Source organism: Streptomyces sp. NBC_01454 (genome assembly GCF_036227565.1).
In the GTDB taxonomy this organism is placed as follows: domain Bacteria; phylum Actinomycetota; class Actinomycetes; order Streptomycetales; family Streptomycetaceae; genus Streptomyces.
Window position 1 is genome coordinate 5,405,439 of the sequence record NZ_CP109460.1, and the last position, 26,865, is coordinate 5,432,303.

The window sequence follows — 26,865 nt, forward strand, 5'->3', positions numbered from 1 at the left end:
CCGGGGGTGCCGACTGCGGCCCGGCCGCCTCGCCCGCTCCGGCGAGGGGAGGCGGCGGCAGGGGGTCAGGGAAGGAGAACGACCTTGCCCCGGTTGCGGCGGGCCTCGAGGTCACCGTGTGCGGTGGCGGCCTGGTCGAGCGGATAGGTGCGCCATACGGGGACATCGAGCTCGCCGGCGGCGGCCAGTCGCACCAGCTGCGACAGCGAGTCGTCGGCCGGGTCGGCGCTGCCGGCGCTGAAGCGGACGCCGTGCTGCGCGGCGGACATGTCGGCGATGGTGAGGACGTGTCCGCTGTCACCGGTCAGGGCGACGGACTCGGCGAGTACGCTGGCGCCGGAGGCGTCGAAGACGGCGTCGACTCCCTGGGGAGCCGCGGCCCGCACCCGCTCCACCCAGCCGTCGCCGTAGCGGACCGCGGTGGCCCCGAGCGCGGTGACGCGCTCGATGTCGTGCTCGCCGACCGTCCCGACGACGGTGATGCCGCGGGCGGCGGCCAGCTGCACGGCGACGGTGCCCACGCTGCCGGCGGCGCCGTGGATGAGCAGGGTCTGCCCCGCCCGCACCGCCAGCTGCCGCAGGACCCGGAACGCGGTCTGACCGACCGTGACCAGCGAGGCGGCAATCTCCCACGACAGGTCCCGGGGTTTGGCCACCGGCCGGTCGAGCAGGGCGAATTCGCCGTAGCTGCCGCCGGCGGCGGCACCGAGAACCTCGTCACCCACGGCCGCGTCGGCCCCCTCGCCGACGGCATCGACGACACCGGCCGCATCCAGGCCGGGGGTCACGGGAAAGCGGGCCGGGGCGACCTTGGCCAGCAGACCGGACCGGATCTTGATGTCGAGAGGGTTCACGGAGGCGGCCCGCACGCGGATCCGGACCTGGCCCGGGCCCGGCTCCGGTGTGGTGACCTCCGACAGTCGCAGCACCTCGGGTGCGCCGTACTCGGAGAAGGTGATTGCTGTGGACATCGCAGACTCCCAGGTAGGGACGGGTGGAGTGGGGAACCGCACGCGCTGTCACGCACTGTGCGGCCGCCTCGGCGGGGTCGCCGCTCAGGCGGGGAGGGTGGGGTAGTCGGTGTAGCCGCGGTGGTCGCCGCCGTAGAACGTGGCCTTGTCGGCGGTGTTGAACGGACCGCCGGAGGCGAGGCGCCGGGGCAGGTCGGGGTTGGCCAGGAACAGCGCGCCGTAGGCGATCATGTCCGCGCTGCCGTCCTCGATCAGCCCGAGCGCGTCGGGGCCGGTGGCGTCGGGGTAGGTGAAGGGGTTGAGGACGAACGTGCCCGGCCAGGCCTTGCGCAGCCGCGGGGTCAGGTCGCGGTTCGGCCCCTCCATCAGGTGCAGATAGGCCAGGTCCAGGCCGGCGAGCCGCTCCAGCAGGGCGAGGTAGACCTCGTCCGGGTTGTCCTCGGAGATGTCGTTGAACTGGTTCCCGGGCGAGATCCGCAGGCCGACCCGGTCGCTGCCGATCGCCTCGGCCACGGCGGTGACGACCTCGACGGCGAAGCGGATGCGGCCCTCGGTGTCGCCGCCCCAGGCGTCGGTGCGGTGGTTGGTGTTGGGCGCGAGGAACTGGTGGATCAGGTAGCCGTTGGCGCCGTGGAGCTCAACGCCGTCGAACCCGGCCTCGACCGCGTTGCGCGCCGCGTCGGCGAAGTCGGCGACGGTCTGCCGGATCTCCGCCTCGGTCAGCTCCTTCGGCGTGACGAACTCCTTGGGCCCCTTGTGGGTGAAGACCTGGCCCTTGGCGGCCACCGCGGACGGCCCCACCGGCACCAGGCCGTCGGGCAGCAGGCTGGGGTGGCCGATCCGGCCGGTGTGCATCAGCTGCGCGAAGATCGCACCGCCCTCGCGGTGCACGGCATCGGTCACCGTCCGCCATGCCCGCACCTGCCCGGCCGAGTGCAGACCGGGGGTCTCGGGGTAGCCCTGGCCGAGCGGCGAGGGCTGGATGCCCTCGGTGACGATCAGCCCGGCGCCGGCGCGCTGCGCGTAGTACGTCGCCATCAGCTCGGTCGGCTCGGCGCCCGGCCCGTAGGCACGGCTGCGGGTCATCGGTGCCATCACGAGGCGGTTCGCCAGGTGCTTGTCGCCCAGGGCGATCGGATCAAAAGCAGTGGTCATGGTCTCTTTCCTCGGGAGATGTGAGGTGCCGCGGAACCGGCGCTCGGGAGCCCGGGCCAGCGAATGCCTGTCCGAACAAGTAAATCACCTGTCCGAACAAGTAACGGTCACGAATCCATTCCTGCTTTCAGATGTGAAGCACGTAACACGTTGCTACCTGCGCGTATGTCCCTTGAGGTCGGCATGGGCGCTGTACGGCCCGGGGCTGAGAGGTAGGGTTACGCTGCCCAAACAGGAAAGTGAGAGGCAGATGACGCAGTCCACACCGGAAGCCGGGAAGGGATCCACAGCGACGGGACAGGAAGCCACTGTCCCGGTACCGGCCGCGGCCGGCGGCGGGCCGGTCAGTCACGCGATCTTCCGCCTGGCCCGTCTGCATCGCATGTTCGCCGGACAGCTCTTGCGCCGGATCGGCCTGCATCCGGGTCAGGAGCTGGTCATGATGCACCTGTGGGAACTCGGCCCCCAGCGGCAGACCGACCTGGTGCGCCTGATGGACTCCGACGCCGCCACCATGACCCGCACCGTCCGGCGCCTGGAACAGGCCGGCTTCGTCCGCCGCCGCCCCTCGCCCACCGACAAACGCGCCTCACTCATCGAGCCGACGGCGGCCAGCCACGCCCTGCGCCGCGAGGTCGAGCAGGTCTGGAGCCAGCTCGAGGACCTCTCAACGGCGGGCCTCTCCGACGACGAACGGACCGCGGCCCTGCACACCCTGGAACGCCTGGAGCAGAATTTGGTCCGGGCTGCGGCTGAGGCGGCTGAGGCGGCTGAGGCGGCTGAGGCGGCTGAGGCGGCGGAGGCGGCTGAGGCGGCCAGTGCAGCCAGTGCAGCCAGTGCAGCCAATGCGGCTGATGCTGCGGGTGCGAGCGGGGCGGGTTAGCGCCTCTGCGGGGGGGGGGCCGCCGAGTTCGCGTCGTAGCCACTCACGGAAGCCCGGTGACGGCAGCCCGACAGCGCCGGATCTTCCCCGTTGCCGTACCTGGTTGCCACGGCACGGGAGCTCTCGGCGATCTCGCCGAACCAGTGCTCCGCGCTCTCTGCTGCAACGTCGCACACAGCACCTCGGCAATGTGGTTCGACCGCGTCGCCTCGACACTTCACGTCGACACGTCACTTCGGTCCGATGCGATCGTCACTTTCGCTGTGGTTCCGAACAAGGGCAGCGTTCAGAGCCGGCCCAGCCGTGCGACAAGGAGCGCGGCGTCGTCCGCGGAGTTGGCCGGACGTACCGCCGTCATCGCGTCACAGATCTCGTCCAGGGGTGCCTTCGGGTCGCGGACGGCACGGCTCAGGAGCGCGATTCCCTGGTCGAGGTCCAGAACCGCATTGCGGTCTTCGATCATCCCGTCCGTGTAGAGGACTATCAGGCTCCCGGGCGGGACGGGGTGTTCCTGGTCGGCGTACACGTCGTGGAGGCCCATCCCCACGGGCGGCCCTGGCTCGCACTCCAGCAGGGCTACTGATCCGTCCGGCCTGATCAGCAGAGGGGGCGGGTGTCCGGCGAGTGCGATGCGGCAGCGTCCCACACCCCCGTCGTACACGACGCAGGTACAGGTCGCGGCGAGTTCGCCGTCGTTTCCGGTGAACAACCCGTCCAAGCGGGTGAGCAGTTGTCCTGGCGGCAGTCCCACGGCCAGCAGCGCGTGCACCGAGGAGCGGTAGCAGCCCATCGCGGCGGCGGCGCCCACGCCATGGCCGATCACGTCACCGATCCCCAACCCGATCCGGCCGCCCGGGAGGGGCACCGCGTCGTACCAGTCGCCCCCGGCCAAGGTGTCGTCTTCGGCCGGGCGGTAGCGGTACGTCAGTTGGAACCACTTCGCCGATGGCAGCTGGGTGGGGAGCAGGTGGCGCTGGAGCGCGAGAGCGGCCAGCCGTTCGCGTCGATAGAGCAGCGCGTTGTCGATCGCGGTGGCGGTACGGGCCGTGATCTCGCGCGCCAGGAGCGTGTCCTCGGAACTGAAGGCATCCGCCTGCCGCAGGAAGGTCACGGCTCCGATCACCCTGCCGACCGCGACCAGCGGCACCGCCATGCCGTGCAGTGCGGACCCGTCCTTCTTAGCGGTCTCGAATGCCACAGGCTGCGCTGAGCTGACGCACTGGGCGGCGGCCCGGAGCGTCGGACGTGGCTGCGGCAGCGCGTCCTCGGGACGTGGCCTGCTGGCGCCTGACGTGAGATTCAGGGGGTGGAAAAGAGGCCCCCGTGGGGCAGCGGGCTGCTCGCCGGATTCCGCCGCACGGGCGTCGAAGGAATCGGCGGTCGGCTGCGCCGCGCTCTCCAGCAGATCGACCTCGACAGCATCGGCGAATCCCGGAACGCAGGCTGCTACAAGCTCGGTCGCGACGGTTCGAGGGTCCAACCCCTGGCCGAGCCTGGCACTGACCCGGCCCAGCAGTTCCAGCCTGCGCCGCACGTGGGCCGTGTCCAGGAGTTCCCCTCCGCCGTCCGTCAACTCGTAGATGACGCCTCCTACGCCCATGACCCTGCCGTCGGGCCCTTGAAGCGGGAACAGGTTTCCGATGACCTCGTACGCATCGCCGTCCGGCCTGTTGGCCGCCACCCGGAGGTTCTCGATGGTCTCCCCTTTGTCCACAACGCGGCGCAGCATCTTTTCCATCGCATCCGGATCAGGAAGGTCCAGAATTTCGAGGGCGGACCGGCCCAGATGCTGTTCGACGGGGATGCAATGCACGCGGGCGTACGACTCGTTGACATACACGTAGCGCAGTTCCGTGTCGACTACCGCCAGGCCGACGGGTGAGGAATGCAGAAGACGGTCGAGCGTGACCGCGTGGCCCTGGCTGGTCACTTGTGTCTCGGGCACCGCCACGGCGAGTACGCCCGTACCGGCCGCCAGCGGAACTGGCACGGGGTGCCAGGAGACGCTGCGGCATGTGCCGTCGCGGCAGCGGAGCCAGTCGGTGTGCACGCTGTCGGCGGTGCGCAGCAGTGCCTGGACGAGGGCACCTCCCCGTAGCCTCGTCCGGTCGGCGAGCAGCGCCGCGTCCCGGCCGATGACCTCCTGATCCGGATAGCCGGTCAGCGCCTGTGCGCCGTCGCTCCAGAGCTGGACGCGCCCGTCGGGATCGATGAGGACTGTGGCCAGCGGGGTCCCGGATTGTGGCTCGGCCACTACCAAAGGTGGCGACGCAGGTCGCCTACCGGGCCGACCTCCCGCATGCGCAGAATCCACCTTGCACACCGTCCCAGCAGCGTGGACGGGCACGTGCGCACAGGATGGCACGCGCCATCACTCACTTCTTTCCATCTTCACCAAGATAAGAGGTGATGTATAGATTTTCCTGGTGAACGGCTGTTGGTCCAGGGCGCGGCGGACAGGCAATGCGGCGGGCCGCGGCTGCCACTTCTCCGCAGGCCGGCCCAAGCTGCGAGCCTTCCTCGTTGGTCAGCAGGTCCACGCTTCGGCTCACATCGGCGACCGCCGCGGCGCGCTTACGCACCTTCGGCAAGAGGAGGGGGCCATGGCGACGGGGTAGCCGTGCGCTTCGCCCCGAGGCACCCGCGTAGCCGGAGGCTCAGCCCTCGGTCGGAGCCACTCCCACAGGGCAAGCCTGTCCCATCCCTGCGGGCGTAGCGTGCTCGGTCGAAAGCTGGTGGGCCCCCGCCCCGGCTGCCGCGGCGTTGACGGTGGGCTCGTTGGTCCCGGCCTTCTGCGTCCGCATCGGCCAGGACGGCACCAGGATTCGGTCCCACGTGCCGTCCGCCGGCCATCGTCGGTGACGATCACGAACGGTCTTCCACTTGCCGAAACGTGCGGGTAGGTCCCGCCACGGAACACCGGTCCGCACCCGAGAGAGAATGCCGTTGATGACGGTGCGGTGATCCTTCCAACGCCCACCCCGACCAGCGTTCTCAGGAAGGTGCGGCTCCAGCCGAGCTCACTCTCGATCAGACGGATCACCCCGCCCCATACCGGACCGAACGACCCGTCATTGGGCCCGTCGCCAACCTGTCCGGACAACACACCTAACCCCAATGCTGTTTGCCTGGTTGGCTTTTGCTCAGGTCAGGGCTTGGGCTCGATTGTGCTGTGTCAGAGGGATTGGGGGAGAGGGAAGAGAGGTTGGCTTTCAGACTGCTCCCGACGAGATGCGCCTCGGCTAACGCTCTGGGACCGTCAGGTCGAGGGTCCGCTGTGCATTCTCGATCAAGCCAATCTTGATCGCTGCACCTCGCCGGCCTTGACGGCCTCGGCACCGCTTTCATCACTCAGCGTGTGGGCTTCACAGAAGTTGCGCCAGAACCCGTTTCTCGTGGAGAAAGCCAACTTGCGCTGCCTGAGCGTCAGCCGTTAGCAACGGCACGATCGATACAAGAGAGGTGCTGCCCAGGATCCGGCATTTACTGCGGTGGGCTGGAATGCGCCACCGAAGGAACGTCTTCGAGCCACGTGACCGGTATGCCCAGCAGATTGAACTGGTCCGGGAGGACCATCTGAGTGGAAACGAACGAAGGGACGACCGGCTAGGGCCAGGCACGAGGAAGCTGAGCCGGTGCCAAGCCACGGGGCTGGGGGGAAGATCCGTGGAGAAAGTTTTCGACAGCAACGACTTCTCGGCGCGAGATGCTCTTTCAGGGTGGGAGAAGGCCACCACGGATGAGGTGATGCCGACATCGTTCAAGCAGATCGGTACGGATGCCTTCCGTGGATGGCTCAGCACGATGCCGCTGGGAGCGGTCCAGGTATCAGCGATGGCGTACTCGTCCTACCTCACACGGAGAACCCCGAAGCTGATCCGCGCCTCGGACCCGGAAACCCTTGCCTTCTGCGTCACGAACTCCGGCCCACATGTGATCGAGCAGAATCGCCATCGCGCTGCGCTCCGACCGGGTGAACTCCTGCTCGTCGAAAGCTCGCGCCCCTTCGAGACCTACGCCGAAGGCGGGAACCTCCTCATCCAGTTCCCCCGTACGCTGCTTCCCTTACCTGCCCGCCACATCAATCAGCTCATCTGCCGGGCCCTTCCCGGAGATCAGGGCATGGGACGGCTGCTGACAGCCTTTCTCACCCACCTGGCAGAAGACAGCACGCACTACACGCCACATGACACCGTGCGACTCGGCACCGTCGGCCTGGACTTGGTCACCGCTACGCTGGCGCACTTCCTGGAGCGGGAGGTTGACATCCCCTCCGACTCCCGTCAACGCGTCCTGTACCTGCGCATCACCTCGTTCATCGAGCGTCACCTCGGCGACACCGCCCTCACTGCGGGTGAGATAGCAGCAGCCCACCACATCTCGGTTCGCTCACTGCACAGGCTTTTCCAGCAGCACGGCGTGACCGTCCGTTCCTGGAGAAGCGGCCAACGCCTCGAACACTGCCGCCGAGACCTGGCTGACCCGTTGAAGCGTCACGTGCCAATCCACGCCATCGCAGCCCGCTGGGGATTCCCCCACGCCGCAGATTTCACCCGCGCCTTCCGCACTCTGCACGGCATCACCCCCAGCGACTACCGGAACCAAGCACACCACCACAGCACCCAGGCTGGCACACCAAGATAAGTACCTGGCGCACCTGGCTAAGGCGCTGCGGATTGCCTCTTGTGATGATCGGATGGCCGCCGACAGCAACGTCGGATGGCCGCCGACAGCAACGGAGAATTGGAACATGAGCACCAGCAAGCGAATCAGCGCGCTCGCAGCCACCACAGCGCTCGTAGGATTGACCACCTTCGGCATCACGGCACCCGCCGCGACCGCCGCGACCACCGCACCGAAGACTGCCGTTGCTGCGGCAGGCGGCACCGCGCCCGCTTGCATTCATCGACAGGTCCACACGATCCTTCGTTATGCCAGGATCAGTAACTGGTGCGGCAAGACCATGCGGGTCAAGGTCATCGTTGACGGGGATTTCGACAGCCCGTGCAATACGCTGCACAACGGGTCGAACTTCTCTTGGTCGTGGGGCCCCACTGGGTCGTACCGCAAGACGGTGGTGTGTTGAGCCAAGACGCATGGTCACGGCCGTAAGCGCGGCACCGTTGTACTGACCGGGCCGGCGAACCGTTCGTCGTGGCGCGGCTGGCTTCCTGTTGGCGGTCGCCTATTGGCGACTGGCCCCCAGACGCTGTGAACGGGCCCTCAAAGGGGGCCCGTTCGTTTCTATAATTTCCGGTCAATCGCGGACCGTGACCCCATCCGATCGTTCCTCCTTCCCGTGAGCCGGGGGCGGGCGTGCCGCCCAAATCCCCCGCAGATGGGGAACGGGAACAGCAGGTGGGGGATCGCCGGGCTACTCGCGGTCGGGACCAATCCCCGCACGCGCGGGGAGTAGGACGAGGACGGCCCACTGGTGGGTGGCGCGGGTCCGGAGTGCCGTAGTCCAGATACAGCGTTTGCGCTCTCGCATAAGCCGTCAAAGAGCTTGAGAACAGCGGCTGCTTGGATTGTTTACCGTCCCCGCACCGGCTACCGCCTCCGCGTGCTTCGCCACCCTGGTGAGGAGAACTTCTCGTCCACACCGCCGAGCCCGATGCCGGCCGTAACTGGACCGATGCCCTTGAGGTCCATGAGACCCGTGACCTCAAGGGGAGAGCGGACGGTGATACCGGGCCCGTTCCTGCGCATCCCGCCCTTGTCGCGATCCTTCGCGGCCTGATCGAGGAGACGACCTCAAGTCTGGCGACCGACTCTTCCAGGGCGAGGGCGGCGGCATCCTCGCAGGCCCGGTCATCAGGAGGGCGTGGCGGACTGTGCGAATCAAGGTGCTCACCACCGAAGAGCTCGCCTCTCCGCTCGGCAAACCGCTCTACGACCTGCGGCACACCTGCCTGACCAACTGGCTCAACGACGGAGTGCCGCCGGCACAAGTAGCGGAGTGGGCGGGCAACAGTGTCCCTGTGCTGCTCGCCACGTACGCGCGCTGCATCTCCGGACAGCTCTCGGACCTCAAGAAGCGCATCGAGGCGGGAGGGGATCTGTCGGACGTTCCTGCGGACGGCTGAGGCCGCCGGGGAACGTCCCCGCGCATTCACCGCAGCCACCCGCAGAAACCCGGTGGTAGCCGGACAGCGCCGGACCCTCCCCGCGATCACCGGGGGAAGGTCCGGCGCATTTCTGCGTGCGGCTAACCTGCCCTGACCAGCAAAAAGACCCTCCCGAAGGAAGGGTCTTGGAGAGCGCCCCCGGCAGGACTCGAACCTGCGGCCAAGTGCTTAGAAGAGACTTGTGCAGTTCGCTGCTCGCAACCGTCTGACCTGCCGTTTTCTTGTGAATGACGCTCCATGGCAGAGCGACTTCGACTCGTATTCGACAGGGAGTGTTCCCACGCCTGCAGTTCGGGCCGTGAGCAGATCAGAAGTCGCCTTCGGCGCCTACTACCCATCGGCCGGCTTCGCCGAGGGCTGCAACATCTTGGAGTGTTGCAGCCCGCCTGTACGGACAGTCCGGACAGCCGCTGACGCTCCACAAGTGACGAAAGCGGCGTGCGATGGCGCGTGGCGTGGACACGGGGAGACGGCTGCACCACTATCCCGCGGGGCAGGATGCCGCTGGGTTGACAGGCTCGACCACTCTGGAGGATCCGTGGGAGATGCTTTGATCGGGCTGACTGCAGCGATAGTCGGTGTCGCTGGCACACTCAGCGCGCCCGTCTTATCGCAACGTCTGATGGGCCGCGTTCAGAGAGAGCAGTTCGAGCGCCAACAGGAGGTAGAGGAAGCCCAGTGGATTCGTGAGCAGCAAGTCGCTGAGCTGGACCGCAGGCGCGACTGCTACACGTCGGTGAACGCAGTCTTCCGAAAGTACCGAACCCACCTCATGAACTTCCTGTGGCTCGTACACAAGGGAGAGGTGACGCCAGAGGCTCGTGAAGTTGTGGAGGAGGCCAGGCGTACCCATCACGCTGCCTTTGCCGAAGCTCAGTTGATTGCCTCTCCACCGGTCCTGATCGAGCTCGACGGGATGACTACGGCCCTCTCTGAGACGTATCGCCGGACGATGTGCCTGGAGGAAGGGCGTCCGGACCCGGATGGCTCGTTCGATGAGATCCGAGCGGACTTTCAACGACTTTGGCTTCGTTGGGAAGGGATGCGTGACGTGATGCGCGCCGACCTCGGCGTAGCTCCAGGGTCCTGACCTGACAGGACAGCCCGGACAGTTGCGCTTGGGACTGTCCGGTTACTTTCTGCAGGTCACAAGCTCAACCGGACAGTCGGACAGCTGGGACACCCGGAGTCCAAGCCTGTGCACCTGGCTCCGAAGGGCAGGCGCCACTGAGCCCGGAAAACCCATCTGATCTGGGAGAACGTCAGTAGGCGGGACAACGCTCATTCGTTCACGCGCCGCTCACGCGAGGAGGGGCGTTCGCGGGAACCAAGGAGTGATCGGGGCGGGACGTTGGGCTCCGGCTGTTAGCAGGGGCATGGCGCATGCTCCAGCATTCATGGCGCGACGCGCCACATCTCGCCTGGCGTCCAGGCCAGGAGGTGACCCTGAGTGATGGGGGCGATGCTGAGCGGACGTCGGCGCACCATCCTGGGGGGCTGACGCGGTAGGCGTTTCGAGGGGCGGCGGCGCGGAAGCGAGTCGGTGAGCTTCTGCTCGGTCGCATGTCCGGCCGCCGGGACGTTGAAGATAGCAGTTGGCGGGCTGGCGAAGATCCCTTGCCCGTCACTTTGGGCCGCTGGGATACTCGTCCAACTCTTTGACACCAGCGTCGTTTTGTAGGACCCCTGGTGTCTCCAGTGCGTAGATGGGGAGCGTGAGCAAAGTGGCTGGCGGGGGCACGTGGTCGGATCTAGAGGCGTTCTGGCCGGCTGAGGAGCTGGTGCGCAACAGGCAGCGGCTCAGCAACAAGATTGCTGAGATCTATGAAGCCGCGCATCCAAACCATGCCAAGGCCTCTGCTGCCGACAAGAAGACGTGGCGCGAGAGCCTCTACGAGGTTGCGACTGCCCTCAGGGACGTTGACCTCGGGCAGGTCTATGTCTTCGTCGAGTACAGAGTTCACGCCGATATGAGCCCAATCGATGTGGTTCTTGCCGGAGAGCACCCTGACGGCGGACTGAGCTTCGCCGCCATTGAGATGAAGCAATGGGGCACCATCGAGCGGCCCGACCCGGCCAAGGGGACGGCCAAGCTGTGCGCTGAGTGCAGGCAGTCCACCACTGGAGAGCTCTGCGAAGACTGCGCCATTGGCCGCGTCTACGCACCGTTCTACCGGGAGCACAGAAAGCACCCTGCAGTGCAGGTGAAAGACAATCTGGAGGCGCTGAAGCGGCATCACAGCATGTTCGACGATCGGTACGTACACCTCGCCGGCGCAGCCTACTTACATAACCTGAAGGATCCTGACTGCCAGTGGATCAGCATGGTGCGGCCGGCGCCGGGAGTTCCGACGTTCACGGCACGGCAACCAGACGATCTCCGTAAGTTCCTCACCAAGCGCTTCAGTCCCGTCAAGAATGCCGCGGCAGCGCAGGCACTCCTGGGCCGTCGCCGTGCCAGCTCTCTGCTCACGGACGAGATCGGGTCTATCGTCAACGGTCACACGCATTTCAGCCTGTCGGAGAAGCAGCTTGAAGCTGTGGACCAGGTCATGGAATCGGTCCGCAAACCGTTGCCTGGCGCAAAGAAGGTGTACGTCATCAGCGGGCGGGCGGGCACCGGAAAGTCGCTCCTGGCCCTGACAGCGCTCGGAGAGGCACTCAACAAGGGTTACGAAGCGCGATTTGTGTCGGGTGGTATTGCCTCCCGCGACAACCTCCAGCGCGGAGCCAAGGGAAAGAAGAAGTACTTCACGACCTTGAACCAGGTCGCGAACAAGGTGGCGCCCAACGGGCTCGACTTGCTGGTGTGCGACGAAGCGCACCGGCTTACCGAGCGTCCCCAGTCGGGTTCGTACGCGATGCGGCCCGGCGAGTCGTCGGTTTCGGTGATCGTGACACGGGCCAGAGTCCCTGTCTTCTTCGTGGACGGCGACCAGCGACTCTTCGCCGAGGATGCCTGGTCCGAAGCGGATCTCATCGAGGCCATTCAAGACCTCAAGGCAGAGGTCGTGCCCATCAGGCTTGACAGGTCTCTTCGAGCGGTCGGGAGCTCCACCTACGACACATGGGTGGGGCATCTCCTGGCGGGCCGACCAGTGCCGTGGAACGCGGGCGACGACGAGAATCCGGAGCTTTTCGAGCTCTACTACACCGACAGGGCGGCCCGGATGGAGGAGTTCCTCCAGCCCAAGCTTGATGCAGGGCACAGCGCCCGGATGACTGCCGGCATGTGCTGGGAGTGGACCGACACGTCCGGTACCTACCCGGACGTCGCCCCGGAACCGGGGTGGGCTCGCCCGTGGAACGCGGAGGACACGCATAACACGCCGGGTGTTCCATCGCGCCGGTTCTGGGCTACAGGCGACGGCGGCTTCGGTCAGGTCGGCTGCGTGCACACGGCCCAAGGCCTGGAATACGAGTGGGGCGGAGTCATCATGGGCCCTGACCTCACCTGGGCCGAGGGCTCGTGGGCCCTGGACCGTGACTGGGTGAAGAGCAAGGCCATCCGAATCGACTCCGACGAAATCTTGACGCAGCGACTTCGTAATGCCTACGGCGTACTGATGACTCGATCCATCCGCGGCACGGTGCTCTACTCCATGGATCCGGCCACCAGACAGCTCTTCGCGGAACTTGGCGTTCCGAAGCTCTGATCGTAGGAGGGCCGCCAAGGTTCGCAACCGAGGGATCGCTGCACAGGAAGAGCTGCGGGGCGTTGTGTCGGCTCAGCACTGGGCGTCTGTGGAGCTGGCAAACGAATTATTGTGCCCAGCCTGTGCGGCCGGGATGAAGGGGGATGGCCCGTGTCGGCAACGGAATCCGCGTCAGGCTGGCCGGAAGTCCGGCTCGCCAGGGTCCTCAGTAGTCGATTGATGAGCGGAGGCTCCAAGGCCACTGTCGCAAACGACGGATGGCGTCCCACGCCTGAATCCCTAGTGCTCGAGGCAGAGGCGACAAGAGGGCGCCCGAATCCAGCAATAGACAGGGTATGCGTCGACGGAGTTCCAGTGGACGTTCGTGTAGGAGACCTTCTCGTCCGTCGCAACGCCGGATCAATGGACCGCCTCGGTCAGGGAGTACTGATCGAGGAAGGGACGCAACTGCTGGACTTCCCGAGCACCATGACGCGAGTCCGCGTGCGCCCCACGCTCCTGCATCCCGCGTACCTGGAGCAGTTGTGGCAGTCCTCCGATGTCCGAGCGCAGATTCAAGCCGCAGCACGCAGCGGCCGCACGCACTCGCTCACGATCGAGGCACTGCTCAACATTAAGTTTTCCCTGCCACCACTTGCACTACAGGAACGCATCCTGGCGCAGCTTCGGGCACGGCTGAAGCGCCTGGATCAGGCCGAAGCGGCGCTTCGCCGGGCCGCTTCGGGAGTCACTGCGTTGCAGGAAGCCGCCCATCATGCACTGACGGCGCAATGTGACGCTGCCGGCCAAACGCTTCCCCACGGCTGGCGTTGGGGGTGTCTGGGCGAGGTCATCAAGGAGATCGAGACAGGGCGCTCACCTCAGTGCCTGGGGCGGCCCGCCGAAAGTGACGAGAAGGCAGTGATCAAGACCAGTGCCATCACCCGAGGGAGGTTCCTCCAGGACGAGAACAAAGCGGTGCCCGCTGGAACGCCCCTCATGCCACGGCACGAGATCAAGGCTGGCGACATCTTGCTGTGCCGTGCCAACACTCTCGACCACGTCGGAGCGACCGTCCATGTCACGGAATGTCGGCCTGGTCTGTATCTGAGCGACAAAAGCCTGCGATTGGTGCCCGAGAGCGATGTCGATGACCGCTGGCTGGTGCCGCTGTTGTCAACCTCCTACCTGCGTGCGGAGATCGCGCGACGGAGCAACGGCAGTCTGTCGTCGATGCGCAATATCACGCAAACCAATCTGCAAAATATCCCGATACCCATTGCCCCGCTCCACGAGCAGGTGCGGCTGGGCCGACGAGCCACTCAGTGCAGACACGCAGCAGACCACCTGCAACTGCGGGTACAGAAAGCGCTGGAGTTATCGGCCCTACTGCGTCGGGCCCTGGCTGATGCGGCGTCAGCCGGGCGGATCATGAGTCCTGCGAGCAGCGGCTCGCCGCAGGAGGAGATCGCCCTGCAGTTCCCGCCGGAGCCGTTCATCCGCAACGACGGCGACTGGAATGCCTGCCAAGTACATACCCCATCGGCGGTGGCTGATCAGCACAGCAAGTACGTCGTCGCCGAACAACTGGAGCTTGAGCTATGACCGATGTCTCTGCCCTCACGAGGGACCGAGGATCGCACGGCGCGAAGGCACACATGACCGCGCGGCTCCTGAACTACTACAACCTGCTGCATGACCGCGGGCTGTCTGCCATGGAAGCCGTCGAGCAGCTCACATATCTACTCGTGCTCAAAGTCGAGGACGAAGACCGGAATACCACAATAGTCAGCGAGCCGCCTGCGCCATCCATACAGCACGATTGGGTGGCGCTGACAAGGAAGGCGGGAGAGCCGCTTGTCGCCCAGTACACCGAGATACTCGCCCAGCGCTCGTCCAGTACCTCCGGTACCGCCGTGGACGCTGTCTTCGCCGGCGCACAGAACCACGTACCCGATCACGCACTGCTGCAGCGGCTCGTCCTCGATCTGTTCGATTGCGAGCAATGGGGTGCGCGCGGGACGAGTCTTCTGGGCGAGGTATATGGCGAGCTTCTCCAAAGAACGATGAACGAAAGAAGATCCGGGGCCGGTCAGTTCTTCACGCCCCGCCCGCTCATCGATGCCATCGTCGAAGTGCTCCAACCAGAGATCACTGACACCATCAGTGATCCAGCCTGCGGCATGGGCGGCTTCCTCCTCGGTGCGCACGACTATCTCGCACGGGATCTGGCCAGCCGCACCTCGTATGAGCAGCGTCAGTACCGCAACCAACAGCGCTGGGGAGAAGAGCTGGTCCCTAGTACTGCCCGGTTGGCGACCGCGAACCTGCTTCTGCACGGAGCTGTCTCTGCCGGGCAACCGGCACCGATCACTGTGAGGGACGCACTGGCTCAACAGCCCTGTCGCAAAGCCTCGCTGGTGCTCACGCATCCGCCGTTCGGCAAGCATGCAGAGATCTCCGGGGAGAGTTCCCGCGACATGTATGAGCGATCAGATTTCTTGGTCGTCTCGACAGACAAGCAGATCAATTTCCTGCAGCACGCCATGTCGCTGACGGCCGTGCAGGGGCGATCAGCGGTTATCGTTCCCGACAACATCCTCTTTGCCTTGGGCGCGGCAGAGGCCGTGCGGCGAAACCTGCTGAACAGGTTCGACGTCCACACCCTACTCAGGCTGCCTGCGGGAACCTTCCCCTCAGCCAGCGGCGTCAGGGCGAGCGTCATCTTCTTCGATCATCATCCCAATCGCGCGGGCGAGTATCCTCAAACATCCAGAATTTGGGTCTACGACCTGCGCTCAAGACACCGATCCCCCCTTAGAGACAATCCGCTTAGCCAAAGAGACCTGAACGCATTCGTGTCCTCGTACGGTCCAGGTCTATTCCGAGCGGATCGCCGAGAGACAGAAAACTTCCGATGCTTCGACATCCACGATGTGCTTGACCATGGTCACGCAAGCCTTGATCTCACGCCGCCGAACGAGGCCTCGAGGGAGAGCTCCCTGGCCGCTCCTGAAGAGATCGCACAAGGTGTTCTTGAAGATCTACAAATAGCCCTGCAGGAGTTCGAGGAGCTGACTGCGGAACTGCTGCACGAAGACGCTGAATGAGCCGCTTATCGCCAGCGGCGCTGGCTGTTGACGGTCACGCAATTCCGCAGGTGGTGCGTGCGGCAGCGGGCGGGCTGGAAGTCGCATGATCAGGTGGTCAAGGGGTGTCCCGTAACGGTCTCAACGTCGGGATCGGCAGGATGCGATCCACAACGAACCAGGCTGGCCTTGCTTAGAACATGTTCGCGGTCAAGAGCCCAAGGCTGGCCGTGCGAGATGGGGCCCACGATGACAGGACCCCACTCGTACTCGAGTCCTTGCGAAGTGTGCGCTGGCCGGCGCGCACTCGCCGGCCAGCGCTAGGCCCTTCCTGCCTACAGGCCGAACCAGGAGCAGATCAGCTGCCCAAGTACGTAGACGCTGACCTTGGTCAAGACCTGCCCGACGTGCCGCAGAACGGTCCGCCGCTTGGCGTACTTCTCCGTGCCCAAGAGGTTCCTCTCTCAGCAATGGCCCGCCTCAACCTGCGCGGGGGGTGCCTCCTGGCGCCCGCCAGGAGGCCAAACCCGCAGATCGGGTAAGGCGGATGAAGCTTGAGAAAGGGCCTGCTGGAAACGCTACCTGTCCGCGCGGGCCTGCGTCTGCCGCTTTAGCGATCACCGTCGCCTTGCCCTTACCGAGAGTTCGGCGGTAGGTCCGAGTGCGGACGAACGAGCAGCTCCGGAGGGCATGATCGGGTCCGCCGGCCGCCGGCCGCCGGATGGCGAGGGCGGGTGCATCACCACGGGGGAGGCTTCGTCATGCTTCCAGCGTGCGGACGAGCGGGTGGCCGACGCATGTCAGCGGCCGTCGGCAGGCGACCGTGACGGATCTCTTGGTAGTGCTCAGCTCCGAAGCGCACCCTTGTAAAGGCCCTCTGCGAGCCCCCCTGGCAGCACTCGAACGGGCGCCAATTGCTTAGAAGAGACACGCTCAGTTCGTCGTTCGCATCCATCTGAACTGGCTCTTTGTCCCGGTGGATGCTCCAAAACCGAAGCAACTTCGACACGTATTCGACAGGGAGCTTCCACGCGGCGGCAGTTTGTGGGCCATGAGCAGGTAGGAATCTGCCTTCGGTTCCTACGGCCCATCAGGGTCGGCTTTGCCGACGGGCTGCAACATCCCCGGATGTTGCAGCTGTCCCTAACCGGACAGCCGGACAGTCGCGCCCAGATCTGTCCGGGTGGTTTCCGCAGGTCACAGCTTTAGCCGGACAGTCGGACAGCTGGGACACATAAGGGACGCGCTCGGATGTGAGGGGCCTGTGGTCATCACGCGCACGGCAGGAGGAAGAACCAGTCGCTCGAGAAGGCTCGACCTGACTGTTGAGGGGCGCTGCCTGCAAAGATCGCTCGCGCCCGGTGAAACACGCTCTGGCCGATCAAACGATGTTGCAGACCACCGCGCCATCCCCGAGCAAGCGTAATTAACGGGACAGTATTTAGCTGCATCTGACCTCGTGGCCTCACGGCGGGCAAACCTTACGCCCTGCCTTTGCATTGAGGTCAATCAGATCGGCCACTCGCTCCGTTCTCTCAGCGTGCTCCTTACTGACTTCTCGCACCGCATTGGAATTCTCTTTTGCAGTGGATGCCTCATTGGCCTCGCGGTAAGTAAGCACGCTCTCGGGCCACAGGTCGGGATTGGAGATGAAGAGAAACGGCTGAGACTTTGCTGGTTTCGTAGCCCCATCGCTGTAAATCTCAAGTTCCGCTTCCACAATCTTTAGCTCCCTTTTGACCGTAGGGGGTGCAACCAGGCGAGCGGTGATGGTGAATCTGTCTACATCATGGCCATCAATGCTTTGGGATACGTCCATGAACGGCACATTGACGCCTCGGTCGAGGCTCATCGAGACGTCGTAATTATGAGAGATCTCAACGTCACCACCGCCCCTACCTCCATAGGCGCACGTCTCGCGCAAAGTCCAGATTTTGCGCAAATGCATCTGCACGAGATCGATATACACCATGTTCGCCGATTTAGCTCGGACTGAGACGTCAAGTTTTACACAGCCGCCAATCGCGTTCCCCTCCTGCTCTCTGACGAGCACCTTGTCGATCCGTGTGGAATTACTTTCCTGGACGCTCCTCGCAAAGGCCGGGGATACGGGCGTTGGAGACTCGCTGGACCGAATGGGAATGGGTGTTGTGCACCACGGCTCTGCCGCCGTTGGCTTGTTGCAACGAGTAATTAAGGCAGCAGTGATGGCGCCGATAAAGAGCAGCACGAACGAGCAGCTCGCCCAACGTTGCTTCGTTGGTGGTAGCAGCGTAATGAAGAAGTGGAGGAGCCAACCGAGAATCCCTAGCGTCAGTGCGATGCCAATCCAACTGATCACGAGGTTTTGATTGGCAGCCGCGAGCACCCCCGCCACGACTCCGGCTGCTCCCAGGGCCGTGACGCCCTTCTCGTTGGAATTCGAACTCACATCTCACCGTTCATTCGTTCGCTCACGGTTGATTTCCAGTAGTGTTGTGTGAGCTGATCTATCCCACTTTATAGGCAGATGGTGTTTCGAGCGGCGGACGGGCAGCTGTTCCAGTTACGGCCGTTCGCGAGCGCGGCCTGGTTGTGGCTGCTACTGGCCTCTTCGGGCAGAGAATTTCGCTGAAGGGTTCTCGGTCGTCAGTGGCCGAGGCTGCTCCCTCTCAGGTGGAGGCGGTCAACCTCGTCCTCTCGAAGCCCTCACGCTCGCTGTTGCCTCTCCTCGGGTAGTCCCCAATCCACTACTGCAATTCCAGCGATGGTAAGGAAATGGCTACTCAAATCGAGTAGTTGGAAGGGTGACTTCCCGCGACGCTCCAGCCACTTGGTGCGGCGGTTCCTCTCCTCGCGCGACAGGCTCTCCCACCTGTCGTAGTGAACGCCAGGATTGGAGCTCCTGGGAAGGTCACTGGCCGCGAGGGCGTAGTCTGCCTCGGCTGGATTTTTACGTAATCGCACTAGAACCCATGCGGTTTCCGCGTCGAGCGTAGTCCGCTGACTAGCCACCAACTTGTGTGCGCGAATCTGTGTAATGGGGGATAGAAGCCATCGTTTTGTGCTGCGCCGCACTAGAATGAGCCCCACAATCGACTAGTCGCTTCAGACGGTGCCATCTCGACCCTCTTGCGGCTGGTCGAGTTGTTGCTGCCTCTTGCGCTGCTCTACGCGAAGCGATTCAACTTCTTTGGTCAGCTTCAAGAGGTTCTCGTTCTCATCCCCTGTGTAAGGGGGGATGCCTAGTTCAAATGCAGTGGCATGTTGGTCGATATCGTCTGCGGTTTGCTGCAAGTAGAAGCTTCGTTCACGGTACTTGAAGTACCCTGTGAAACCTGCAGAAACTCCGACCGAGAAACTCAGCCCCACGGTTACCCATTTAAGGTATGAGGGGGTTTCTGCCAGGCTAGCAGCAGTGGTGGTACCTAACGAGCCGATGATAATGATCGACTGAAACAGGTTGTGAATCCTGCGGTAATGCTGTGCCTCGGTCCGAAGCTGGTCAAGCTCCCGGGGCAGCGAGTCTTTATAAGTATATTGACGATGCTCTACCGGGACGCCGAGCTGCGATGCTTCGAGGATTCTCCTCTCTTCGGCGATTTGCAGCTCTAGTTGGAGTTCGCGGACGGACTTACGTTCATCGCGTAAGCGTTCTTTTTCCATGTAGGCGAGGATCCAGAATGCGATTCCACATGCAAGGGTCAGAGGGATTGCAACCTTGTTTACCTTTCCAAGGTCGACCGTGCGCCATGTGGAAACCGTGGCGATGTAGATCGCGAGACTCGAAAGGAGTGTCGCGAATCCAGTACCGTAAAGAGTGCGGAGCTGAAGTTTCCTTACTCGAATTTTTGACTGCAACTCTAGAATTGCAGTCATGTGATCAAGTAGCTGCTCAGTGGGGCCGCTTGCCGATCCAGTTGAGCGTGTCATGCCTCACCCCCCGGTGATCCAAAATCCGACCAAAGGATCCTATTGGGCCGTTGTATGAGGTGCACTGATTTCTGAATATCGGGCTTGATCGGTGTGGCAGTGACTGAAATCGGTCGAATCCATATTCGACTCGCTGTGTCCCTAATGCTGAGAATCGTTTTGAGTGGTGCTCATGGGGGCTGCTCCTGCCTCATCTGTGCTGGATGGTGTTGGCAACCCGAGCTATGGCGACGGCGTTGGGCACTGTGAAGACAGAAGTGGCACGCCTGCTCGCACCTTGAGCGCTGCGACAGCAGGTCGGTTCCGCTGACGGCTGCAACATCCGGAGGCGTTGCAGCCGCCTTCGACCGGACAGCCCGGACAGCTTCCGCCACTGCTGTCCCGCTCGTTTCCCACTGGTCAGGGCTCTCACCGGACAGTCGGACAGGTAGGACACCCAAGGAGCTGCCCCGTGAACCGGTCGGCCCGAACGTGTTTCACGGGGGACTGCGGGCCCTGGCGTCTCAGCTGCGGCCCGTGGGGCTGGCGGCAAGTGCAGTCAACTGGTGTGGTTTACCTCTCTGCCATGCTCCAGATAGACCGTCCGCCCCTCGGCCCGAGCCCTGGCGGCTGCTTGGACTCGTCTGGCGAGCCGCGGGATCGTGAGATCGGCTACGTCGGAGACTGGATGGAAGGCGTACGCCCTGATCTCCGCAGTTTGCAGCTGGATCTGTCCTTGGAGTTCCGGTGAGAGGATGCCGCCGTCGAAGATGTAGAGGACTTTGTCGCCCTCTGTGGGGCTGGGAGCCCAGTCCATGGCGAGCAGGCGGCAAATCTCCGGCGCGATGCCCAGCTCCTCACGCACCTCGCGGACGCACGCTTGTTGCGGCGACTCGCCAGTCTCGACGTAGCCCCCTGGGATCTCCTGGTAGTCCTTGTACGTCGGCTCAAGCATCATGACTCGGCCCTGGTCGTCAAAGAACAGCGCGCCCGAAGCCATTCTCGGGCGCGCCATCTTCGCCTCGTGCTCGTTCTCGCTCATGCGAACGAGCCTAACCAGCTCACACCACGCGGAGCCTGTCGGCCAGATCGGCGATCGGACGGCTCGGCCGGCCGCGGGTTCCACGGATCCAGCCGAGCACGAGTTCCCGGCTCATGTAGTGGTGCTTGACCTGCTCTGGCGAGATCCGCTCGGCTTCGAGCACCATGGCGAGCGCGTCATCGGTGCGGTTCCACGAGCTCAGGGCGCGGGCCACTTCCAAGCTGTGACGGACACGGCGCTCGACCGGTAGTCCGCTCGTGTCGACCTGCGGTCCGAGTTCGACTGCGACCTGGACATCACCCAGCTCGCCGGCCGTCGCCACACGATGGATGGCGACGTTGGTGGGTCCGAAGGCGGTCCACATGTGGTTCGCATCGTCACCGAGTCGATCTGCCACTGTTTGGGCCTCGCGGAGGAACGCCTGGGTTGTGGCACGGTCTTCGGCTCGCGCTGCCGCCATCGACCCCGTGAGGAAGAGAGTCCCGTAGACGGACATGAAGGCGGGGCTGGCCGCGGCGAGTCCTGGCTCTAGCACGCCAGCGGCATCGTTTACGAGGGACACTGCGGTCTCGTAGCGGCCTGTCGACAACAGGCAGTGAGTCACGGACCGGAACAAGGAACCCGTAATGACGTCGCTCCCGCACTGCTGGGCTGCGGCGAGTCCGCGGTCGGCAGCGATCCAGGCGAGTTCGTTCTCTCCCAGTTTGCCAAGGACCATGGCGGCCCCCTGGTACGTCAGTGCCAGCAGGCCGTTTGCTTCCTCCCGCTCTCTACCGGCGTAAGTGCGGGCGGAGAGCAGGGCGTCGGAGAGTACGAGCGGCAGCTGTCGAGCCGCGAGCCCGAACCGTGAGCCCTGGTATGTGTCCCAGATTTCTCCAACGTCGGACCGGAGCGCCGTCAAGGTGGGCGGCGCCCCGTCGGCTGCGGGGCTGATCAGCGGGGTGAGGAGGCGATAGTCCATCAGTGCTTCCCGGAGTGCAGGGACTGTGCGCCGGCCGCTTTCTGCGGTCCACTCCAGGAGCGTCGGCTCGCCGATCAGGTCGCCAATGGAGACATCCAAGGCGTGGGCGAGCGCTCGGATTACGGACAGGCGGTCAAGCTCGATGCGGCCGTTCTCGGCTTTGCCGAGCCAGTCTGCGGTGCGGCCAATCAGACCGGCCAGCACCTCCTGAGAGAGTCCACGGCGGTGCCGGTACCAGGCCACGCGCTCGCCGGTCGTTAGGTGCTGCGTCATTCCTCGCATGGCTTCAGCTTCACCTCGGTTCGCGAAGGGACCCCGGAAGGATTTTCCGGGGTGGCACGGGGAGCGCGCCATAGCGTCGTAGACGTCCAGAGCGAGACGCTCTGAAGCGACAACAAGGTGGTGCAGGAATGTCTTTGGCCATCAACTGGAGTGGCGTTCCATGGGACTTGTCAGTCCCCTCCCTTCGACTCCTCCAGCTTCGCGACCCGCTCCGCGAGGTCGGCGAGCTGGGCCGTGACTCGCACCAGCTCTGCGTGAACGTCGCGGATATTCGCAGCGGTCTGCTGCACGGTGGGCTCGCCCTGCACAGGGTCGACCACGTACGTACCGCTCCCCGGGCGCCCTTCGACGAGCCCCTCTTCGGCGAGCTGCCCGTAGGCCCTCTGTACCGTCATGAGCGCCACACCGAGCTTCTTCGCGTACCCCTTGGCCCCGGGCAGTCGAGCCCCAGGGCCGTATGTCCCGGCAGCGATGTCGTCACGGATCTGGGCGGCGATCTCCCGGGCGTTCGGCGTCTTCGAGGGCTTCAAGTCCATCAGTAGAGCGTACCCAACCTAGGTCACTTGGCGTCGTTGGGTGCGAGCCCTTGACAGCCCAAAACCAACCTAGGTAACTTGATCTCATCAAAGCGACCTAGGTTACCTAAGTGGAAATGCCCGTCTGAGCCGACGGAGCTGAGTGAGCGCGCAGTGCCCCGCACCAGCCGGAAGACCAGGGAAGGCGACGTAGTCGCACGCCAACGGGCTGGAAGCGGACCTTCCTTGAGAACTGCATAGGTGGGCCCCGCCTCCCCGAGTTGAAAAGGCGGCCGCGCGGCTACGAGCCGCGCCTGTGCCTCGCAACCCCGTGTTGCCCAGATGCTCCCGGCCGTTCGCGGCCGGGAGCGGTGGGGAGCCCTGGGCTCCAGGTCAGAACACGAAGCAGGGCGCGCCCTCCGCCTGGCAGCTGTCGGGCGCGCCCTGCGATCCCAGAAAGGATCGAAGCTGAGCATATTGCGCTCCCGCAGCGACGCCCAGTCCAGCACGGTCGAGCAGCTGCATGCTCAGGCCCGCGAGGACTACCGCACCCACAACAGCCCGGAGAACCAGGCTGCGGCTCGTGAACAGGCCGGGCACGCCCACTCGCACGGCAACGCCGCAGCCAGCGCCTGGCAGGGACACCAGTAACCCCCGGCTCCTCGGGGCGCCTTTGCGCTTCGGCCGGCTGCCTCCCCCGTCCGTCTGGCGCGCTGCCGTACGGGCGGGGTGGCAGGGAGCCGGACAGTCCGGCTCCTTCTGATGAAGGAGCACACCCACATGTCCCGTCTGGTCATTGGCTTCGGCAGCGACGGCGAGTTCCGCAACGACATTGCGGACCAGGCCGACGAGAGCTTCACCGTGGTTGCCGGCCCGAACGAGGCCGTCACCGTAACCGGCGGTCAGGTGGAGATCGTCCCGGACGACAACACCAACTGACACCAGCAATTCATCAGCCGCACCGGCCGGTTGCCTCCCTCGCCCTTCCCGTACGGGCGGGGTTGAGGGGCCGTACGAGCGGCTTCACCCGGGGCTCTCACCTCTCGCCACATCACCGCGAGAGCCCCGGCTCTACGTCCCTTCGACGACCAGGAGTCGTACATGAATGCCGCTACGTTCGCCGCTGTCTTCATCGCCCTGTACGTCGCTCACAGCGTGGGTGACCACTGGGTTCAGACCTCGCACCAGTCGGCCACCAAGGGGTGCCCGGGCTGGACCGGCCGCCTGGCCGACGCCCGCCACGTTGGCACTCTGACCGCCACCAAGCTGGCCTTACTCCTCCCGGTCGCCGCCCTGCTGGGCCTGAACCTTTCAGTCCTCGGGCTGGTGATCGGCATGGGCGTAGACGCGTTCACGCACTGGTGGGCGGACCGCCGCAGCACGCTGGCGTGGCTGGCCAAGGTCACCGGCAAGACCGAGTTCTACGGCCTCGGCACTGCTGCCCACCCCGCACACCCTGTCACCGCTGACGGCAAGCCTGCCGCTCACCTCGGCACCGGTGCCTACGCACTTGACCAGTCCTTCCACCACCTGTGGCTGCTGGTCGCCGCGCTGATCATCGCCACCGTCTGAACAGCCCACCCCGGGGCGGTCGCCTCTCGCCAAAGACCGCGACCGCCCCGGCATCCCTTCGACTCAAGGAGAGATCCACATGCGTACGTACATCGGCGCCCAACAGGTCGTGTCCACCGGCGAGTTCGAGGAGCTGGCCTTCGGCTTCGAGGAACGGCCGCTGGGCATCGACCGTGAACTGTTCCTCAGCCCCTTCGAGCCGGAGACGGCCGACGAGCGCGCGGCCCGCCTGGACGCTGCCGCCGACATCCTGGCGGACCTGGTGGAGCACGGCGAGAGCGGTGACGAGATCGCCGCGTGGGACGCCATCTACGCCGACGCGCTCACGTCCGTGGCGCCGCTGCGGCCCGCCCGCCGCGCAGTCCGCAACGCGGGGACGGAGGAGGCGGCATGAGCGAGCCCCTGACCATGCTGGCCGCGGCTCTGCCGCTTGCAGCCGGATGGACTGTCCATAGCCTGAGGCTGCGCCGCCGCATCGAGGCCGCGCGCCGCGACCCGCTGTCGGGGCTGTGGACGCGCGAGCCGTTCGAGGAGCGCGCTCGGCGAAGCTTGGAGTCCGGACATCGGGCGGTCGTAGTCATCGACCTGGATGGTTTTAAGCAGATCAACGACACCTACGGCCATGCGGTCGGGGATGCGGTGATCGCAGCGACGGGCCAGCGCTTGGAGCGGTGGAGCCTGAACAACGGCGGAGTGGCTGCCCGGCTCGGGGGCGACGAGTTCGCTGCCGTCGTCAGTGTCTACAGCCTGGCGGACCTTCACTGGGCCATGGACCAGTTGGCTGAAGAGCTGCGCGCACCGGTCGAGTTCGAGGACCACGTGCTGTGGGTCGGGTTCTCTGCCGGCGTGGTCCGCACGCACCGGTGCAGCCGCGCGGCAAATCTGTCGCGGTTGATGCGGTGCGCGGATGAGGTCATGTACGGCGCCAAGCAGACCGGTGGCGGCTGGATGGCTGCAGGCGGCAACGCCACCCCCGCTTACCGGACGGTCAACGGCCGCCGCGACGGCCGCCGCGGCACCAGCGTGCACCAGAGCACGGAAAGGGGCACGCGATGAGCCAGATCTACAGTGCGCGGGGTGCGCGGCAGATGGATGCGGCCACCGTCGCCAAGGCCCATGCCGAAGCCGAGCTGTTGCGAGTCCAGACCGCAGCAGCAGCGGGGAAGGCCAACGTCGAAGTCGAACGCGTCCGCCGGGAAGCCGCAGCGCAAGCCCGCCGCGAGCGGCGCCAGGAGCGCGAGGAGAGCGCGGCGGCTCGCCGGGAGCGGCGACGGGCCGCGTGCGCCCGGATCGGCGGCCAGTTGGACAGGCACCGCGTGACGCTGGTGACCATCGCGGTCATTGCCCTGTTCGTGTCGGTGGCGCTGCCCGCACAGATCGACTTCCTGGGCAGCCGCTGGGCGTGGCCGATGGCCGTCGCCGGCGGTGTTTCGCTGGAGTCCTTGACGTGGATGTTCGCCATCCAGGGCCAGCGTCGCGAACAGCGTGGGCTGTCCGCTGGCGTTCACCGTGCCGGGACCTGGTCGGCGGCGCTGGTGGCTGCCGGGATCAACCTCGCGCACGGTGCGCAGATGTGGGGCTTGGGCTTCGGCGTGGTCGCCGCGGTCGGGTCGCTGGCCGCGCCGGTGGCGTATGAGACCTACCGCCTGTCGGTCTCGGAGGACGACACCGGCGCCAGCCCGGAGGAGATCCGGCACAACCGTCGTCGGCGCCGCCACCACCGCAAGGTGCACCGCGCCGCGACCCGGCTGCGGTGGGCCACCGTCCCGCCGATGGACGAGGCCCGGGCGTGGGAGACCGCCTGGCGGATGGTCCACGCCGCGGAGCCCGGCGTCACCCGCCGGGAGCTCAAGCGCCACACCAAGCGCGCCGGGAAAGTCGCCCAGCTCGTCACCGAGCACGCCGACGCCGGACCGCTGCCCTCACTGGAGCTGTTCACCGGCCCCCGTACGGACGCTCCCGCAGCCACGCCGCAGCAGGAGCGTACGGACTTCGAAGACGGGGCCGGGGAGCGTACCCAAGACCGTACGGACGGGCCCCTGAACGTGCCGTACGAGCAGGTCAAGCCCCGTACGCCCGAGCCTCCGAAGCCGACCCGTACAGCGCCCGTACGGCCTGCCCGTACGGCCGCGCGGGCCGCCTCGGACAAGGCGTACGAGGAAGCGGAGCTGGAGCGTACGCGCCAGCGTGCTGAGGAGGCGTACGCGCAGTCCCTGGATGCCGGAACGCCGATCGGGCCGGCCGCGCTGGGCCGGGAGTTCGGTTTCTCTGAAGGATGGGCCCGCAAGCGCATCAAGGCAGTGGACGAACGCCGCGCCACCGCCGCCCGTCAAGGGCTCCACCTGGTGACCGCAGCCGGACAGCAGTGATGGCTGCGCAGCCGCGCTTCTGGGATCCGCGCGGGGAGCGCTTCGGCACTCCGACCTACCCCTGGGGCCTGGTGCCTTTGGGACTGGCTACCCGCCGCCAGCTCCGCGCCCGCGGTCTGCGGCCGGGCGGGCAACAGGTCGTCGCACAGATCCTGTGGCGCTCCCGCCGCTACAACGCCGGCGTCCGCGCCGCCTATCTCTACCGCCTCGACCTGGCCCTACCGGTTCGGCCGATGACCCCCGCGAAGTGGGCAGCGCTTGCCAAGGCAAATGCCGCCCGACGCCTGTGCCTGCAGTGCCACCGGGATGCCGGATAACTCATTCCTACCTCGCTCGGCGTCTGCGTGACCTGCGCCGACGCGCCCTCCCTCG

General features: G+C 65.4%; 21 protein-coding genes and 3 pseudogenes. 15 read left to right on the forward strand and 9 right to left on the reverse strand.

Annotated features, from left to right (window positions below):
- Positions 1-65 precede the first annotated feature (65 nt).
- Both OIU81_RS23910 and OIU81_RS23915 read right to left on the reverse strand, forming a co-directional pair.
- Complete coding sequence (locus tag OIU81_RS23910; RefSeq protein ID WP_329151134.1) at positions 66-971, reverse strand: quinone oxidoreductase family protein; 906 nt, start codon at positions 969-971, stop codon at positions 66-68.
- Positions 972-1,055: 84 nt separating this feature from the next.
- Positions 1,056-2,126 (reverse strand): alkene reductase, encoded by a 1,071-nt coding sequence (locus OIU81_RS23915; protein WP_329151136.1) that lies wholly within the window; start codon positions 2,124-2,126, stop codon positions 1,056-1,058.
- Positions 2,127-2,376: 250 nt separating this feature from the next.
- Here OIU81_RS23915 and OIU81_RS23920 point away from each other — a divergent pair.
- Positions 2,377-2,901: pseudogene (locus OIU81_RS23920) on the forward strand (MarR family winged helix-turn-helix transcriptional regulator); the annotation flags it as partial.
- 394 nt (positions 2,902-3,295) lie between these two features.
- Here OIU81_RS23920 and OIU81_RS23925 read toward each other — a convergent pair.
- Entirely contained in the window at positions 3,296-5,263 is a 1,968-nt protein-coding gene (locus OIU81_RS23925; protein ID WP_329151138.1) for a SpoIIE family protein phosphatase, read from the reverse strand.
- Between the two features lie 530 nt (positions 5,264-5,793).
- A pseudogene (locus tag OIU81_RS23930) lies at positions 5,794-6,023 on the reverse strand (transposase); the annotation flags it as partial.
- Positions 6,024-6,675: 652 nt separating this feature from the next.
- On the opposite strand from OIU81_RS23930, the gene OIU81_RS23935 reads away from it, so the two are divergent.
- The 7 genes from OIU81_RS23935 (at position 6,676) to OIU81_RS23965 (ending at position 15,882) form a co-directional block, all read left to right on the forward strand.
- Entirely contained in the window at positions 6,676-7,653 is a 978-nt protein-coding gene (locus tag OIU81_RS23935) for a helix-turn-helix domain-containing protein (protein ID WP_329151142.1), read from the forward strand.
- A gap of 106 nt (positions 7,654-7,759) precedes the next feature.
- The gene (locus tag OIU81_RS23940; RefSeq protein WP_329151143.1) at positions 7,760-8,095 is read left to right on the forward strand and encodes a hypothetical protein; all 336 of its coding nucleotides are present in this window, start codon (positions 7,760-7,762) and stop codon (positions 8,093-8,095) included.
- 748 nt (positions 8,096-8,843) lie between these two features.
- The gene (locus OIU81_RS23945) at positions 8,844-9,095 is read left to right on the forward strand and encodes a hypothetical protein (RefSeq protein WP_329151145.1); all 252 of its coding nucleotides are present in this window, start codon (positions 8,844-8,846) and stop codon (positions 9,093-9,095) included.
- 580 nt (positions 9,096-9,675) lie between these two features.
- The gene (locus OIU81_RS23950) at positions 9,676-10,227 is read left to right on the forward strand and encodes a hypothetical protein (protein ID WP_329151147.1); all 552 of its coding nucleotides are present in this window, start codon (positions 9,676-9,678) and stop codon (positions 10,225-10,227) included.
- 625 nt (positions 10,228-10,852) lie between these two features.
- Positions 10,853-12,793 carry a DNA/RNA helicase domain-containing protein gene (locus tag OIU81_RS23955; RefSeq protein WP_329151149.1) on the forward strand — a complete coding sequence of 647 codons (1,941 nt, stop codon included), beginning with the start codon at positions 10,853-10,855 and terminating at the stop codon, positions 12,791-12,793.
- A 354-nt stretch (positions 12,794-13,147) separates the two neighbouring features.
- Positions 13,148-14,377, forward strand: coding sequence for a hypothetical protein (locus OIU81_RS23960; RefSeq protein WP_329151152.1), 1,230 nt, complete (start codon positions 13,148-13,150; stop codon positions 14,375-14,377).
- A 53-nt stretch (positions 14,378-14,430) separates the two neighbouring features.
- Entirely contained in the window at positions 14,431-15,882 is a 1,452-nt protein-coding gene (locus OIU81_RS23965) for an HsdM family class I SAM-dependent methyltransferase (protein WP_329151153.1), read from the forward strand.
- A 1,444-nt stretch (positions 15,883-17,326) separates the two neighbouring features.
- Here the strand turns inward: OIU81_RS23965 and OIU81_RS23970 are convergent.
- The 5 genes from OIU81_RS23970 to OIU81_RS23990 form a co-directional block, all read right to left on the reverse strand.
- On the reverse strand, positions 17,327-18,292 hold the full coding sequence (locus tag OIU81_RS23970) for a hypothetical protein (protein ID WP_329151154.1): 966 nt from the start codon (positions 18,290-18,292) through the stop codon (positions 17,327-17,329).
- A gap of 656 nt (positions 18,293-18,948) precedes the next feature.
- The gene (locus tag OIU81_RS23975; protein WP_329151155.1) at positions 18,949-19,719 is read right to left on the reverse strand and encodes a DUF4231 domain-containing protein; all 771 of its coding nucleotides are present in this window, start codon (positions 19,717-19,719) and stop codon (positions 18,949-18,951) included.
- A 592-nt stretch (positions 19,720-20,311) separates the two neighbouring features.
- Positions 20,312-20,794 carry an NUDIX hydrolase gene (locus OIU81_RS23980; RefSeq protein WP_329151156.1) on the reverse strand — a complete coding sequence of 161 codons (483 nt, stop codon included), beginning with the start codon at positions 20,792-20,794 and terminating at the stop codon, positions 20,312-20,314.
- A 19-nt stretch (positions 20,795-20,813) separates the two neighbouring features.
- The gene (locus tag OIU81_RS23985; RefSeq protein ID WP_329151157.1) at positions 20,814-22,037 is read right to left on the reverse strand and encodes a helix-turn-helix domain-containing protein; all 1,224 of its coding nucleotides are present in this window, start codon (positions 22,035-22,037) and stop codon (positions 20,814-20,816) included.
- A 170-nt stretch (positions 22,038-22,207) separates the two neighbouring features.
- Complete coding sequence (locus OIU81_RS23990; protein WP_329151158.1) at positions 22,208-22,573, reverse strand: winged helix-turn-helix domain-containing protein; 366 nt, start codon at positions 22,571-22,573, stop codon at positions 22,208-22,210.
- Positions 22,574-23,029: 456 nt separating this feature from the next.
- Between OIU81_RS23990 and OIU81_RS23995 the strand changes: the two genes are divergently transcribed.
- The 7 genes and pseudogenes from OIU81_RS23995 to OIU81_RS24025 all read left to right on the forward strand — a co-directional run.
- The gene (locus OIU81_RS23995) at positions 23,030-23,203 is read left to right on the forward strand and encodes a hypothetical protein (RefSeq protein WP_329151159.1); all 174 of its coding nucleotides are present in this window, start codon (positions 23,030-23,032) and stop codon (positions 23,201-23,203) included.
- A 129-nt stretch (positions 23,204-23,332) separates the two neighbouring features.
- The gene (locus OIU81_RS24000; RefSeq protein WP_329151160.1) at positions 23,333-23,491 is read left to right on the forward strand and encodes a hypothetical protein; all 159 of its coding nucleotides are present in this window, start codon (positions 23,333-23,335) and stop codon (positions 23,489-23,491) included.
- Positions 23,492-23,653: 162 nt separating this feature from the next.
- Positions 23,654-24,124, forward strand: a complete 471-nt coding sequence (locus OIU81_RS24005) for a transcriptional regulator (RefSeq protein ID WP_329151161.1) — start codon at positions 23,654-23,656, stop codon at positions 24,122-24,124.
- A gap of 79 nt (positions 24,125-24,203) precedes the next feature.
- Positions 24,204-24,518, forward strand: coding sequence for a hypothetical protein (locus OIU81_RS24010; RefSeq protein WP_329151162.1), 315 nt, complete (start codon positions 24,204-24,206; stop codon positions 24,516-24,518).
- On the forward strand, positions 24,515-25,180 hold the full coding sequence (locus OIU81_RS24015; protein ID WP_329151163.1) for a GGDEF domain-containing protein: 666 nt from the start codon (positions 24,515-24,517) through the stop codon (positions 25,178-25,180). The genes OIU81_RS24010 and OIU81_RS24015 overlap by 4 nt, the downstream gene beginning before the upstream one ends.
- Complete coding sequence (locus OIU81_RS24020) at positions 25,177-26,493, forward strand: hypothetical protein (protein ID WP_329151164.1); 1,317 nt, start codon at positions 25,177-25,179, stop codon at positions 26,491-26,493. Before OIU81_RS24015 ends, OIU81_RS24020 begins: the two co-directional genes overlap by 4 nt.
- A pseudogene (locus tag OIU81_RS24025) lies at positions 26,493-26,807 on the forward strand (RRQRL motif-containing zinc-binding protein); the annotation flags it as partial. The gene OIU81_RS24020 and the pseudogene OIU81_RS24025, both read left to right, overlap by 1 nt.
- Between the last annotated feature and the right edge of the window lie 58 nt (positions 26,808-26,865).

What these genes read in the sequence shown, in the direction of transcription:
- OIU81_RS23990 (WP_329151158.1), bottom strand. Translation starts at nt 22,573, where the DNA reads ATGGACTTGAAGCCCTCGAAGACGCCGAACGCCCGGGAGATCGCCGCC.
- OIU81_RS23910 (WP_329151134.1), bottom strand. Translation starts at nt 971, where the DNA reads ATGTCCACAGCAATCACCTTCTCCGAGTACGGCGCACCCGAGGTGCTG.
- OIU81_RS23940 (WP_329151143.1), top strand. Translation starts at nt 7,760, where the DNA reads ATGAGCACCAGCAAGCGAATCAGCGCGCTCGCAGCCACCACAGCGCTC.
- OIU81_RS23915 (WP_329151136.1), bottom strand. Translation starts at nt 2,126, where the DNA reads ATGACCACTGCTTTTGATCCGATCGCCCTGGGCGACAAGCACCTGGCG.
- OIU81_RS24020 (WP_329151164.1), top strand. Translation starts at nt 25,177, where the DNA reads ATGAGCCAGATCTACAGTGCGCGGGGTGCGCGGCAGATGGATGCGGCC.
- OIU81_RS24010 (WP_329151162.1), top strand. Translation starts at nt 24,204, where the DNA reads ATGCGTACGTACATCGGCGCCCAACAGGTCGTGTCCACCGGCGAGTTC.
- OIU81_RS23975 (WP_329151155.1), bottom strand. Translation starts at nt 19,719, where the DNA reads ATGACTGCAATTCTAGAGTTGCAGTCAAAAATTCGAGTAAGGAAACTT.
- OIU81_RS23980 (WP_329151156.1), bottom strand. Translation starts at nt 20,794, where the DNA reads ATGAGCGAGAACGAGCACGAGGCGAAGATGGCGCGCCCGAGAATGGCT.
- OIU81_RS24015 (WP_329151163.1), top strand. Translation starts at nt 24,515, where the DNA reads ATGAGCGAGCCCCTGACCATGCTGGCCGCGGCTCTGCCGCTTGCAGCC.
- OIU81_RS23965 (WP_329151153.1), top strand. Translation starts at nt 14,431, where the DNA reads ATGACCGCGCGGCTCCTGAACTACTACAACCTGCTGCATGACCGCGGG.
- OIU81_RS24000 (WP_329151160.1), top strand. Translation starts at nt 23,333, where the DNA reads ATGTCCCGTCTGGTCATTGGCTTCGGCAGCGACGGCGAGTTCCGCAAC.
- OIU81_RS24005 (WP_329151161.1), top strand. Translation starts at nt 23,654, where the DNA reads ATGAATGCCGCTACGTTCGCCGCTGTCTTCATCGCCCTGTACGTCGCT.
- OIU81_RS23985 (WP_329151157.1), bottom strand. Translation starts at nt 22,037, where the DNA reads ATGCGAGGAATGACGCAGCACCTAACGACCGGCGAGCGCGTGGCCTGG.